The organism is Mesorhizobium sp. M5C.F.Cr.IN.023.01.1.1, from assembly GCF_003997585.1.
In the GTDB taxonomy this organism is placed as follows: domain Bacteria; phylum Pseudomonadota; class Alphaproteobacteria; order Rhizobiales; family Rhizobiaceae; genus Mesorhizobium; species Mesorhizobium wenxiniae.
The window spans coordinates 1-12,650 of record NZ_RZSU01000048.1 but is presented as its reverse complement, the minus strand read 5'-3'; the positions used below and the strand labels follow the sequence as shown (position 1 = coordinate 12,650).

The window sequence follows — 12,650 nt, the reverse complement described above, 5'->3', positions numbered from 1 at the left end:
TTGTCTGGTTGCTTCAGGTCTTTTCTTCGGAAGCGGCGTCGATCGCCGTTTCCAGGTCACTCCACAGCGCCTCGGTTCCCTCAAGGCCGACATGGAGACGCACGGACCGCGGATGGACGCCGAACGCCATCGCGGAATTGGGTTGGGCCTTCTGCTGCAGCACGACCTCGCCGGGCACGATGAGGCTTTCGTGGCCGCCCCAGGACACGCCCAGCTTGAACAGCTTGAGGCGGTCGGCAAACGTGCGGATATCGATGCCGTCGCGGAAGACAAATGAGAACAGGCCCGACGTGCCGGTGAGCCCCGCAGGAAGCTGGTTGGCCAGCCCCGGATGACAGACCTTCTCGACGATCGGATGATCCTGCAGGCGCCGTGCGATTTCGAGGCCGGAGGCCTGATGCGCGCGCATGCGGATCGGCAGCGTGCGCAAGCCGCGGATCAAGAGCCAGGCGTCGAATGGCGACAGCTTGCCGCCGAGATATGGATAGGCTTCGCCGCGGATGCGGCCGATCAAGTCCTTCGAGCCCGCGACCACGCCGGCCACCACATCGCTGTGGCCACCCAGATACTTGGATGCGGAGTGGACCACAACGTCGACGCCGAGCGACAGCGGCCGCTGGAAGACCGGGCTGGCCCAGCTGTTGTCGATGATGGTCGGGATGCCACGGGATTTTGCCAGCGCAGCGAGTGCACCGATGTCATGCGTTTCCATGACCCAGCTGGTCGGGCTTTCCATATAGAACAGCTTGGCGCCAGGCAGGGCGCTCGCGACAGCCGCCTCGTCGCGCCCGTCGACATAGGTCACCTCGATGCGCATGCGCGCGAGCAGCGTCCCGAACAGTCGGAACGCGTCCGGGTAGATATGCCTGACCGCGACGATGCGGTCGCCCGGCTCGACGAAGCTCAGCACTGCCGACGAGATGGCGGACATGCCGCTTGTAAAACCGATCGCGTCCTCGGCGCCCTCCAGCTTTGCCAGCATTTCCTCAAACGTGCGCACGGTCGGGTTCAGCCCGCGCGTGTAGGTCGGCCGCACCTTTTCGCCGCGGTATGTCTCGAGCATCTCGTCATAGTTCGGGAAGGTGAAGAGCGAGGTCTGCACGATCGGCGGAACGACGGCATCGAAGGCGTTGCCCTCGTCATGGGCGGCGATCAGCGACGCCTGGTCGAAAAAATCGGCACCGTTCATTTCGACATTTCCTCGATATCCTCTTCCACTATCTCGAGGATCTTCAGCGTTTTTCCGCGCGCCAGCTCCGCGTCCCTGGCGACGATGGCATCGAACAGCTCGCGGTGATACGGGAACGATCGCCGCGCGAAATCCTGCCGGTCGAAAGGATGGTCCCAGAAGCGCTCGAACGCATCGCGCATCTGCCCCAGGAGTTGGCGGAAAAGCGGGTTGTGCGTGGCGTCGTAGACGGCCAGGTGAAAGGCCAAGTCTTCCGGACCCGACGTGCCCGTGGCGAGATGGACGCGCTCCATCTCGACGAGTTTTTCCTCGATCGTCCGCAGATCGTCGACTGTGCGCCGCCGCGCCGCGACCATGCTTGCCTCGGCCTCGATGCCGCGGCGTACCTCGAGGGTGTGCAAGAGGCCATCGCGCAGCTCTGCCGTATCGAGCGACAGCGGCAAATGGATCGTGCCGACGGATATCGGCTTCAGCAGATAGGTGCCGCTGCCTTTGCGGGTCTCGGTGACGCCGAGCGCTTCGAAACGCCCCATCGCCTCGCGGATCGTCGAGCGCCCGACGGAAAGCGCGGCCATCAATTCGCGTTCGGTCGGAAGACGGTCACCGCTCTTCAGCGCCGCGCGCTCGACATAATCGGCTAGCGCTTCCATAACCTGCTTGCCGCGGTCCAACGGCGGGAGCGTGGCGATTGCCACACGCGTGCCAGGTGCCCCGGGCAGTTCGCCGCGCGCTCGCATGGGTACCTACGTCCAAAATTGGTCTGACATCTTAGCAGAATTGCGCGCGGCCGACCTTTCGTCAAGTGCCAGAACAGTGTCTCAGCTTGCATTTCGGCTCACGACCCACTTGTGGAACCTTGAACCTTGCCGCAAAGGCTTTTGATGCGACGTCGCAAAAATCAGGTGCAAACTGTCGTTCTAATCGGGATTTTGCGACAGTGGCTTTGAGTCCCAAAGCTACCGTTCAGCCTCATCTTGGAGAGAGGCCATCGAGCAGAAAGCCGAGGCCTTTCCGGAAAGCGCCGTCCCAATCGTTGTCCAAAAGCAGACGAGAGCGTTCGATTGTGGGGTAACGTTCGCTGAGACGTGTAAGGCGCTGCTGCGCGGCGACCCTGTCGTCGTCCGAGAGATCGAAGCTCGCCCGGGTGATGGTGGCGCCCATCACATAGTTCCAGAGCGACCATATCGCGACGTTCAGATCTGCGTCCGCTACACCGGCTCTGGACAAGGTCTTGCTTAGCAGTTCCAGGCGGCTGAGCATGTTCGGGCCGAGCGCCCGGCGCGGCAACAGCGATGCCGACCAAGGATGGCGCAGCATGCTGACGCGCCAGTCTTCAAGCATATGAACGACTTCTCCGCGCCAGTCTTGAGACTCACCCATTTGTGGCGGCCCGCGATATTCGAGCACCGAGTCGAGCGCCAGATCAAAGACATCCTCTTTGTTGTCGACGTGCCAATACAGGCTCATCACGCCCGAGCCGAGGCGATCGGCCAGCCGACGCATCGTCAATCCGTCGACTCCCTGCGCGTCCAGCAGTTCTACCGCGGTCGCTACGATGCGTTCCCGAGAGAGCGGCGGTTCACTGCGCGCCTGCGTGGGCTGGAGCCACTCACTTATCGGTTGAGACCGTTTGCTCCGGGCGCCGGTACGTTTGGCTGCCATCCGTCTTCCTCGCTGTTGAGAACGTCGATTTTGACCGGCAACGCAAGGAATGTCGATCTTGGATGATTGACTCGTACGGTGTACCATAGGATGACTCGTACGTCGCACGACTCATCGTAATAGGCGATACGGTTAAAGTTCAATCATGCCGGCCGCGAGGGTACGTTGCTCGCAGTCCGCAAAGCCAAAGAAAATCATGTCACGCGCAATCAAGCATCTGCTTACCGGAGGGCTAATCATCATGACCATCGGAGTTCCCACTACGACGACAGCGAATGAGAACCATCTCAAGCTGACCATCGTCAATCCACAAAACCTGTACGACCCGTCGCCGAACGGCTACAGCACGGCGGTGATCACGCCCCGCGAAGCCCGGGTGGCCTACATCTCCGGACAGGGCGGCCAAGACAGTACGGGAGCCTTGTCGCCCGACTTCGCTGTCCAGGTCGAGCAGGCCTACGCAAATTTGCGCACCGCCCTCGATGCGCTCGGTGCCAGGCCGGATCAGGTCGCAAAGCTCACGGTCTTCGTGGTCGATCACGATATGTCGAAGCTTGAGGTGTTGACCAAGAACGTCAAGAAAATATTCGGCGAGGCGCTGCCGGCGCAGACCATGATTCCCGTGCCCAAACTTGCAATTGACCCCATGCTCTTCGAGGTGGAAGCCGTCGTCATTCTGGAGTAGTGGTGCCGATCGCCTTTCGCAAATATCCTAAGCTTCGCGATAGTTTCACCCTGTCCATCCAGTCAATGGTTTGCCTGTCGCAAATGCCCTCGCAAAAGTGGTGTTTCGCGACCGATTTTTGCGACAGCCGCAAGGGGCGCTCGCCACCCGAATGCGACGGTATGCAGTTGTGCGGATCGAGGAGCCGAATGTAATGGTCTTGGATGGTGTACGTGCCTTGGTCTTCGACGTATTCGGCACTGTCGTCGATTGGCGCAGCGGCGTGGCGCGCGAAGCTGAACCGTTCCTGAAGCGGTATGGAGCCGGAACGGCCATTCCTACCGCTTTCGCGGATGCCTGGCGCCGCCGTTACTCGCCAGCGATGGAGGAGGTGTGCAGCGGCCGGCGGCCCTTTACACGTCTCGACGTGCTGCATCGGGAGAATTTGGAAGCTGTTTTGCCGGAATTCGGGATCGACCCGGCTTCGGTGCCAGCCTCCGAACTGGACGAACTGAACCTGGCATGGCACCGATTGGAGCCATGGCCGGACGCGGTGGCTGGCCTCACGCGGCTGAAGGTCCGCTATATCATCGCGCCGCTCTCGAACGGCAACATCGTCCTCATGCTCAACATGGCGAAGCGTAGTCGCATCCCCTGGGATGCGATCCTCGGCGCCGAAGTCGTGCAAGCGTACAAGCCGATGCCGGAAGCTTATCTTCGCACCGCTGACGTGCTGGCAATGAAGCCGGATGAGATCTGTCTTGTGGCCGCCCACAATGGCGACCTTGCAGCGGCTCGGGCATGCGGACTACGAACAGCCTTTGTCCCGCGTCCGACCGAGCACGGGTTAGCGCAGACCACGGACTTGCACCCCGATCAAGCCTGGGACTTGGTGGCCAGCGACTTCATTGACTTGGCTGAACGGCTTCAGTTGTAGCGCGTCTCAACGATCAGCAAACCACCCCCTCCAGGGTTCTCCCAATTTCGGTCCGACGCTCTCTTCGGCATGGTGACCCCAATTGCTCAGCGATCTGATCGCAGGTTGAGGATAGCCAACGCGGCAGCTTTACGCCTTGCGTTCCCAGCGCCGGTCTGACGTCTGCTGCCAGTAGGTGACCACGTGGCCGGCTTCCTTCATCGTCTTCCAGTGCGTGCGCGCCGCCTCGACCTGGGCCGCATCGTGGCCGTCGAACATGAACACGGCGCGTTCATAACCGACAAGCTCAGGTGGCACCGCGCCGTCGACCAGGAAGCGTATCTGCGCCTCGTTCGGATTGTCATGGCCGGTTGTCAAAAGGATCGGCTGCTCGGCCGGGTAGGATTCGCGATCCGTCGCATGCGCCAGGAAGGAATCGTCCGTGAAGATCCAAAGATGCTGGTCCAGCGCGTCGCGCCGCTCCTCGGTGCCGGTCTGCACCACGGCGCGCCAACCACGATCGACGCTGCGCTCGAGCAGGCCGGGCAGCGCATCCTCCAGAGTCGATTCGGTCAGGTGATAGAACAGCACGTCGGCCATGATTGCGCCTTGAAAGGCCTCACCCCTCGTAATTGTCGCGCACCAGCCGGTCGAGCAGCCTGACGCCGAAGCCGGAGGCCCATGACTGGTTGATCTCGTTGGACGGCGCGCCCATCGCCGTGCCGGCAATGTCGAGATGCGCCCAGGGCGTATCCTTGACGAAGCGCTGCAGGAACTGTGCGGCGATGATAGCGCCGCCGTAGCGGCCGCCGATGTTTTTCATGTCGGCATTTTTCGAATCGATCAGCTTGTCGTATTCGGTGCCGAGCGGCATCCGCCACACGCGTTCCTGCGTCGCCTGCCCGGCGCTCGTCAGCCTGTTCGCCAGTTCGTCATTGTTGGAGAACAGGCCGGCATAGTGCTGGCCGAGCGCGACCATGGTGGCGCCGGTCAGCGTTGCCAGATTGACCATGAATTTCGGCTGGTAGCGATCGTTGCAGTACCACAGCGCATCGGCCAGAACGAGGCGGCCTTCGGCGTCGGTGTTGAGCACCTCGATGGTCTGGCCCGACATCGAAGTGACGATGTCGCCCGGGCGTTGCGCATGACCGTCAACGGCATTTTCCACCAACCCGATGACGCCGACGACATTGGCCTTGGCCTTGCGGGCTGCCAGCGCGTGCATCAGCCCGGTCACGGCGGCCGCGCCGCCCATGTCGCCCTTCATGTCCTCCATTCCGGACGCCGTCTTTATCGAGTTGCCGCCGGTATCGAAAGTGACACCCTTGCCGACGAAGGCAATCGGGCTGTCCTTGGCCTTGCCGCCGTCCCATCGCATGACGGCCAGGCGGGCGCCACGCGGCGAGCCTTGCGCGACGCCTAGCAGCGCGCCCATGCCGAGCTTCTTCATCTCCTTCTCGACCAGGATCTCGACCGTGACGCCGAGCGCTTCCAGTTCGTTGACGCGGGCGGCGAATTCCACCGGCCCGAGTACATTGGCCGGCTCATTGACCAGATCGCGCGCCAGGAGAACCCCGTCGATCACCGCCGCCTCGTCGGCGAAGGTCTTTTTCGCGGCCGCCGGATCGGTGGTGTGGATGGTCACCTTGACGGGCTTTTTGAGCTCGGCCTTCTTGCCATCGCGCTGGCCATCGCCATTGTCCTTTTTCGTCTTGTACTTGTCGAAAGCGTAGCTGCGCAGAAGGATGCCCGCGGCAAGCTGTGCCGCTTGCCTGCCGCCGACGTCAGTACCCGGAAGATCGAGCACGACGGCCACCTCCGTCGCCTTGCGCAAGGATGCAGCGATGGTGCCGCCAAGCTTGAGCCAGGCATGATCGTCGAGTCCCGAGACCTTGCCGGCGCCGACCGCCACCAGCCGGTCGAGCGATGTGCCCTCGGGCGCCAGCACTTCGACCAAGCCGGCGAATTTGCCGGAAAAGTCGGCCACCGGGAACGCCCGCTCCAGGGTCTTTGCCGGATCGCAAGCCTTTGCGGCGTCGCCGAGACCGCCATCGTTGGCCGCCAGCACGAAGACACTGCCCTTTTTAGGCGCTGCGAATTTGGCGAAGGCGATCGAAGGTCTCGAAGTCATCATGTCCTGCTTTCGGGAACGGCGTTGGGTTTTTGGGAGAGTGCCTTGATGAAACTAGATATTTGGCTGTTTCCGACCGGAAGCACCACCCCAATTTTCAATCATCGCCCCTGCCTGACGATCTGCTGCGCGATTGCGTTGGCCTGAATTCGGGCATTGGCGAAGCAACCGCGAATGCTTGGCCGGCTTGGCTGCTTCTGTTACTTCTGCTTCCATGCCTGTACCTGTCGCAGCAACGGCGGCCATAACCGTGATCGGCGCGACATTTGGTCGTTTTCCGGCATTTGGCAAGACTTTGCCGGAATCCGATCCCATATGGCGGATGGAATCGATGGCGATTCGTCGCGGCACGGCCCCGCTTTCCTGCCGCAACGTGTTGTTAACCATTGATGTTCGCCCTTTCTTATCCATTGCCGCCGACACTCCGGCCCACCGGAAATATCGATGTGGGACGGAACCAGATCGAACCGCCAACCGACCGGTTGTACAGGCGTCGCCGGGCGACTACCTTGTCCGGAGGCATGATGCCGTTCGGCAAAATCGAGAAAAGCCTTCATGAAGGTCGTTGAACGCTACATCATGCGTCGTGCGTTGGCGGTCTTCCTGGCAGCGCTCATTTGGACGCTGGCGATCGTGTGGACGACGCAGGTGCTCGCCCGCATCGACCTCGTCACCGACAGCGGGCAGTCGGTGCTGACCTTCTTCGAGGTCGCTGCGCTGATCATTCCGTCGATCGTCCCGATCGTCGTGCCTTTCGCCCTGGTGGTCGCGGTCGCTCAGACACTGAGCGCGATGAATTCCGATTCTGAGCTTGCCGTCTTGAACGCAGCGGGCGCTTCGCGCTGGACCATCGTCAGGCCGGTCATGTTCCTGGCGCTGGCGGCCAGCGTCTTTTCGTTCGCCGTCGACAACGGCGTCGATCCCTATGCACGACAGAAAAACCGCGAGCTGGTGGCGTCGTCGCGCGCCGATCTGTTGTCGCTGATCATCCAGGAAGGCACCTTCCGCAAGATCGACGACGGCCTGTTCCTGCAGATTGGCGAGCGGCTTCCGGACAACCGCCTCGGCGGCATCTTCGTCGCCGACTCGCGCGAAGAAGGCGCCAACCTCGTCTACTATGCCAAGACCGGCGCCATCATCGAAAACGGCGACGAGAAAGTGCTGATGATGAATGACGGCGTCATCCATCGCGAGACGCTGGCCGGCGATCTTTCGGTCATCCGGTTCACCTCCTATGCCTTCGACCTGTCCGCCTTCATGTCAGCCTCATCGGACGTATTGCTTTTGCCGAAGGACCGGACGACCCAGTACCTGCTCAATCCCAGTCCGAACGACAAGGTGTTCCAGAAAAAGCCGAACAAGTACCTGGCCGAACTCAACCAGCGTTTTTCCGAATGGTCCTATTCACTCGTCTTCGCGCTGATCGCGCTTGGGGTCGCGGGAGACGCGCGCTCCCATCGCGAGGCGCGCATTCATCCGCTGATCACGTCGATCGCGATTGCGCTTTTCGTGCGCTGGCTCGGTTTCTTTGCCGCCGGCAAGGCCGACAACGTTCCGCAATACGCCTATATGGTCTACGGCGTTCCTATCGTGGCGTCCGCGGTCGCGACATGGTTCATCGTCTCAAACCGGACCATGGAACTGCCGGTCGCCTGGGCCGACTGGATGACGAATTTCGCCGGCCGCTTCAGTGGCGGCTGGAGCGCCCTGAAGCTCCGCTTCGCCAGGCGCGGCGCTTCTGGCCAAGGGGCCGGCTAATGGGCTGGATACGCTAATGGGCTGGACTCTGGGTAGATACTTCTTCTTCCGCTACGTGACGATCACCATCTGGTTCTTCATCGGCCTGCTGGCGCTTGTGTTCCTGATCGACTTCACCGAACTTTCCGGCCGCACGACCGGCTTGCCGGGTTTCACCTACGGCACGGCGTTCGCCATTTCAGGGTTGCGAATGCCGATGATCATGCTGCAGACGGTGCCGTTCGTCGGCCTGTTCTCGGCGATGGCGACACTGGTCTCGCTCAATCGCAGGTATGAACTGGTCATCGCGCGCTCCGCCGGCGTGTCCGCCTGGCAATTCCTGCTGCCGTGCTGCATCGGGGCGCTGCTGTTCGGGGTGTTGTCGGTCGGCGTCATCAATCCGATCGCCGCGCATGCGTTTTCCTGGTCTGAAGAAATCGAAACCCAGCTCCGCTCCGGCAAGTCGAACACCGTCTCGGCCGACGCCGAGCCCTGGATCCGGCAGAAGACCAGTTCCGGCGATACCATCATCGGCGCGCGCGCCATTCTCAATCAGGGCCTGGAGATGGCCGATGCCGTCTTCTTCGCCTTCAACCCGCAAGGCGACATCGTCGAACGCAAGGACGCGGCGCACGCCTTTTTGCGGGATGGCTACTGGGAACTGCAGGACGTCAAGGTTTTCCGGGACGGCAATATCCAATCGGTGGCAAGCGACCGGGTGCCGACCAATCTCAAGCCCGAATTCGTGCAAGAGCGGCTGGCGCGCCCGGAAACCATCCCTTTCTATAATCTGCCCGGCAAGATCGAGGTTGCCCGCTCCTTCGGCCTCAAGGCAAATGCCTTTGCCATGCAGTTCCATTCGCTGGTGGCGCTGCCGTTCCTTCTCGTCGCCATGACGCTGATCGCCGCAACAGTGTCGATGCGATTTGCGAGGATGGGACAATCCGCGACGATGATTCTGGGTGGCGTCCTGGCCGGGTTTCTGCTTTATGTCGTGACGGTGCTGGTCAAGGCATTCGGCGTGGCGGGATTCGTACCCACAGTCGTGGCTGCATGGGTTCCGGTTGTCGTGGCTATGTTCTACGGGGTGACTTTCTTGCTGTACAAGGAAGACGGCTAGTGAGGGGGGCAGTTTTGCGCATCCATAGGCAGGCCGGTTTGGCGCGCCTCTATGGGGCGAGCGCCTTGGCATGCCTGCTCGCTTGTGTCGTCCCGAGTATCCCGGCTTTTGCCCAGGATATCAGCGACATGGCAGCCGACGTCCCCGCCGGCTCGCAAATGCTGCTGGCGGCAGATACGCTGGTCTATGACAACGACAACCAGACAGTGACGGCCGTCGGCGGCGTGCAGATCGATTACGGCGGCAACCGCCTCGTCGCCCAGCGGGTCGAATACAATCGCAACACCAAGCGGCTCGTCGCCAGCGGCAATGTCGAGGTCGTCAACAGCGACGGCAGCAAGATCTACTCGCAGCACGTCGACATCACCGACGATTTCGCCGACGGCTTCGTCAACGCGCTGCGTGTCGAAACCGTCGACAAGGCCTATTTCGCCGCCGAAAGCGCGGAACGCATGGGCGGCGTGCTGACGACGTTCCACAACGGCGTCTACACGGCCTGTGAGCCGTGCGAGGACAAACCCGACAAAGCGCCGACCTGGCGCATCAAGGCCAGAAAAATCATCTGGAACGGCGAGAAGAAGACGGTTCGCTTCGAGAATTCGAATTTCGAGTTCTTCGGCTTTCCGCTCGCCTATCTGCCGGCTTTCGAGATTGCCGACCCGACCGTCAAGCGCAAGAGCGGCTTCCTGATCCCTGGCATCTCCTACAAGAGCGATCTCGGCGTCGGCGTCAAAGTCCCCTATTATTTCGCTCTCTCACCAACCTACGATCTCACCGTCACCGGCAGCGGCTACACCAAGCAGGGCTTTCTCGGCGAAGCCGACTGGCGTCAGCGCTTCAACAACGGCCAGTACAGCCTGAAGATCGCCGGCATCCGGCAAGTGGATCCCGACGAGTTCATCGACAGCGACGGGCACAATGTTGATTCAGGGACGGCCGGCGACCCGAACAAATTCCGCGGCATGATGGGCACCAAGGGCCAGTTCGCCATCAATCCGCGCTGGGACTTCGGCTGGGATGTCCTGCTGCAGACCGACAAGAACTTCTCGCGCACCTACGCCATCGAAGACTTCAACGACAGTGTGCATCGCTCCTCGATCTACCTGACCGGCCTCAACGGCCGCAACTATTTCGACGTGCGCGCCATGCGCTTCGAGGTCCAGGAAGAGACGCTCTCCGACGATCCGACCGCGCGCGCCGGCAAGCAGCCCTGGGTGCTGCCCTCGCTCGACTACGCCTACATCCCAGACATGGCAGTGGGCGGCGGGCAGTTGTCGTTCAATGTAAACGCGCAGGCCATCAGCCGAGACAGGCTGGACAGGGTCCTTGCCGATCCGAACAACGCTGCGTCCGTCACCAGTGTCCGCGGCATCGAGGGCCAGTCGGGCCGTCTCACCGCCGAAGCGGAATGGAAGCGCACATTCACCACCGATGGCGGGCTGCTGCTGACGCCGCTGCTGGCGCTGCGCGGCGACGCCGGCTATGTCAATGCCTCTTCGGGATCGCTCAATGCCATCAATCAGATGGCGTCTAACCTCAGCGTCGACGACGATATGCGATCGTCGCTCGCCCGCTTCATGGCGACCGCCGGGCTGGAAATGCGCTGGCCGGTGCTGTTCTCGTCGACCAGTTCCAGCCACATCTTCGAGCCGATGGCGCAGGTGTTCGTGCGTCCGAACGAGCAGTATGTCGGCGGCCTCGCTGTTCCCAACGAGGACGCGCAGAGCTTCGTCTTTGACGCCACAACATTGTTCGAGCGCGACAAGTTCTCCGGTTACGACCGCTTGGAAGGCGGCACGCGCGCCAATGTCGGGCTGCGCTATTCCGGCGCCTATGACAATGGCTGGAGCACCAACGCGCTGTTCGGCCAATCGTACCAGCTTGACGGCCAGAACTCCTTCGCCGCGCCGGACCTGGTCAACGTCGGCGCCGATTCGGGCCTTGAGACCGCGACCTCCGATTATGTCGGTCTCGTCGGCTTCAACAGCCCCAGCGGGCTTTCCGGCTCGATCAGCGGCCGTTTCGACGAGCAGAGCTTCGAGGTTCGCCGCGCCGAGGTCAAGGCAGCCTATTCCGGCCTGCCGATTTCGTTCAGCGCCAAATACGCCTTCATCCAGGCGCAGCCGCTCTATGGCTTCACGACCGATCGTCACGAGGTCACGCTTGGCGCCTCGACGCAACTTGCAGAGAACTGGCGTGTCTTCGGTACCGGCACCTACGATCTGGAGCAAAGTGTCCTGGTTAAGGACGGGGTCGGCTTTGCCTATAGCGATTCATGTTTCACCTACTTGATGACATTCTCGGAATCCCGCGACCTGAGCACCAAGGAAGTGTCGCAGAACATCGGTTTCAACCTGTCGTTCCGCACGCTCGGCGATTTCGGCTCGACACAAAGCTCCTTCAACGCTGTCCAGTAGCAGGCGCCTGCCAATTACAGACGGGCGGAACGGGCGGCCGGCCAACGCATCGGCCCGAAAATCGGAATTAATTTTCGGAAAGCACGATGCGTAGATTCAAAGTGTTAGAGCGTATCTTGTGCGTCCTATTGGACGCACATCACTTCTAACGACATCGTTTCGCCGCATAGGGCAGGCACGGATTCCAGCTCCCTCAAAATGGGATAGAATTGGGCCGGAACCGAGATAATATTGGGATGCTTTCGATGAGGAAATACCTCTTTTCGGCAGGGTTCACGCTGCTGGTGGCGGCTACCTCGGCCTCGATCACAGTGATGACGCCGCCGGCCTTAGCCAGCCAGATCAAATACGTCGTCAACAACGTACCGATCACGACCGGCGACATCCAGCATCGGGCTGCCTTCCTGCGCCTGCAGCGCAAGAAAGGCGACGCTGCCGAGGAAATGATCGAGCAGACGCTGCGCGTCGCCGAAGCCAGGCGTCTCGGGATCCGCATCAGCGACGCCCAGGTCGACGCTGCCTATCAGCGCTTTGCCACGACCAACAAGATGCAGCTCAAACAACTCGACGGCGTCATGGCGCAGTCCGGCGTCGGCAAGGAACATTTCAAGGAGTTCATCCGCTCCCAGATGGCCTGGAACCAGGCGCTGACCGCGCGCCATCGCTCCAAGAGCGGCGGCGCGTTGAGCGAGCAGGACGTGGTCAGGCGCATGCTCGACAATGGCGGCACCAAGCCGACCGCCATGGAGTACATGCTGCAGCAGGTCATTTTCGTCGTGCCGGCGGCCGAGCGCAGCGCTACGCTGTCCAAGCG

Annotated in this window: 12 protein-coding genes; 6 read left to right on the top strand and 6 right to left on the bottom strand. The window is 61.6% G+C overall.

Annotation, left to right across the window (positions count from 1 at the left end; genetic code table 11):
- Positions 1–13 precede the first annotated feature (13 nt).
- The 3 genes from EOA78_RS19480 to EOA78_RS19470 form a co-directional block, all read right to left on the bottom strand.
- A complete protein-coding gene (locus tag EOA78_RS19480; RefSeq protein ID WP_127316536.1) occupies positions 14–1,189 on the bottom strand; it encodes a PLP-dependent transferase in 1,176 nt (391 codons plus the stop codon).
- A complete protein-coding gene (locus EOA78_RS19475; RefSeq protein ID WP_127316535.1) occupies positions 1,186–1,926 on the bottom strand; it encodes a FadR/GntR family transcriptional regulator in 741 nt (246 codons plus the stop codon). Before EOA78_RS19475 ends, EOA78_RS19480 begins: the two co-directional genes overlap by 4 nt.
- Before the next feature lie 232 nt (positions 1,927–2,158).
- Positions 2,159–2,851 (bottom strand): TetR/AcrR family transcriptional regulator C-terminal domain-containing protein, encoded by a 693-nt coding sequence (locus tag EOA78_RS19470; protein ID WP_127316534.1) that lies wholly within the window; start codon positions 2,849–2,851, stop codon positions 2,159–2,161.
- A 196-nt stretch (positions 2,852–3,047) separates the two neighbouring features.
- Here EOA78_RS19470 and EOA78_RS19465 point away from each other — a divergent pair, with 196 nt between their 5' ends.
- Positions 3,048–3,536, top strand: coding sequence for a RidA family protein (locus tag EOA78_RS19465; protein ID WP_127316533.1), 489 nt, complete (start codon positions 3,048–3,050; stop codon positions 3,534–3,536).
- Positions 3,537–3,729: 193 nt separating this feature from the next.
- Positions 3,730–4,452, top strand: coding sequence for a haloacid dehalogenase type II (locus EOA78_RS19460; protein WP_127316532.1), 723 nt, complete (start codon positions 3,730–3,732; stop codon positions 4,450–4,452).
- A 129-nt stretch (positions 4,453–4,581) separates the two neighbouring features.
- On the opposite strand, the gene EOA78_RS19455 is transcribed toward EOA78_RS19460, so the two are convergent.
- From EOA78_RS19455 to EOA78_RS19445, 3 genes are read right to left on the bottom strand one after another with little or no spacing between them, the layout of a single operon-like run.
- The gene (locus EOA78_RS19455; protein ID WP_127316531.1) at positions 4,582–5,031 is read right to left on the bottom strand and encodes a DNA polymerase III subunit chi; all 450 of its coding nucleotides are present in this window, start codon (positions 5,029–5,031) and stop codon (positions 4,582–4,584) included.
- A 19-nt stretch (positions 5,032–5,050) separates the two neighbouring features.
- Positions 5,051–6,562 (bottom strand): leucyl aminopeptidase, encoded by a 1,512-nt coding sequence (locus tag EOA78_RS19450; RefSeq protein WP_127316569.1) that lies wholly within the window; start codon positions 6,560–6,562, stop codon positions 5,051–5,053.
- A gap of 54 nt (positions 6,563–6,616) precedes the next feature.
- Positions 6,617–6,949, bottom strand: a complete 333-nt coding sequence (locus EOA78_RS19445; RefSeq protein ID WP_127316530.1) for a hypothetical protein — start codon at positions 6,947–6,949, stop codon at positions 6,617–6,619.
- A gap of 168 nt (positions 6,950–7,117) precedes the next feature.
- Between EOA78_RS19445 and lptF the strand changes: the two genes are divergently transcribed.
- From lptF to EOA78_RS19425, 4 genes are all read left to right on the top strand, one after another.
- Positions 7,118–8,320: an LPS export ABC transporter permease LptF gene (lptF, locus tag EOA78_RS19440; RefSeq protein WP_127316529.1), complete on the top strand. Its 1,203-nt coding sequence runs from the start codon at positions 7,118–7,120 to the stop codon at positions 8,318–8,320.
- Positions 8,321–8,336: 16 nt separating this feature from the next.
- Complete coding sequence (gene lptG / locus EOA78_RS19435; RefSeq protein WP_127316528.1) at positions 8,337–9,419, top strand: LPS export ABC transporter permease LptG; 1,083 nt, start codon at positions 8,337–8,339, stop codon at positions 9,417–9,419.
- Positions 9,419–11,836 (top strand): LPS-assembly protein LptD, encoded by a 2,418-nt coding sequence (locus tag EOA78_RS19430; RefSeq protein ID WP_164783827.1) that lies wholly within the window; start codon positions 9,419–9,421, stop codon positions 11,834–11,836. The genes lptG and EOA78_RS19430 overlap by 1 nt, the downstream gene beginning before the upstream one ends.
- Positions 11,837–12,072: 236 nt before the next feature.
- On the top strand, positions 12,073–12,650 hold a 578-nt coding region (locus EOA78_RS19425; RefSeq protein WP_164783826.1), incomplete at its 3' end, for a peptidylprolyl isomerase.

Coding starts and splice junctions, on each gene's coding strand:
- EOA78_RS19480 (WP_127316536.1), bottom strand. CDS start 1,189: ATGAACGGTGCCGATTTTTTCGACCAGGCGTCGCTGATCGCCGCCCAT.
- EOA78_RS19475 (WP_127316535.1), bottom strand. CDS start 1,926: ATGCGAGCGCGCGGCGAACTGCCCGGGGCACCTGGCACGCGTGTGGCA.
- EOA78_RS19470 (WP_127316534.1), bottom strand. CDS start 2,851: ATGGCAGCCAAACGTACCGGCGCCCGGAGCAAACGGTCTCAACCGATA.
- EOA78_RS19465 (WP_127316533.1), top strand. CDS start 3,048: ATGTCACGCGCAATCAAGCATCTGCTTACCGGAGGGCTAATCATCATG.
- EOA78_RS19460 (WP_127316532.1), top strand. CDS start 3,730: ATGGTCTTGGATGGTGTACGTGCCTTGGTCTTCGACGTATTCGGCACT.
- EOA78_RS19455 (WP_127316531.1), bottom strand. CDS start 5,031: ATGGCCGACGTGCTGTTCTATCACCTGACCGAATCGACTCTGGAGGAT.
- EOA78_RS19450 (WP_127316569.1), bottom strand. CDS start 6,562: ATGACTTCGAGACCTTCGATCGCCTTCGCCAAATTCGCAGCGCCTAAA.
- EOA78_RS19445 (WP_127316530.1), bottom strand. CDS start 6,949: ATGGTTAACAACACGTTGCGGCAGGAAAGCGGGGCCGTGCCGCGACGA.
- lptF (WP_127316529.1), top strand. CDS start 7,118: ATGAAGGTCGTTGAACGCTACATCATGCGTCGTGCGTTGGCGGTCTTC.
- lptG (WP_127316528.1), top strand. CDS start 8,337: ATGGGCTGGACTCTGGGTAGATACTTCTTCTTCCGCTACGTGACGATC.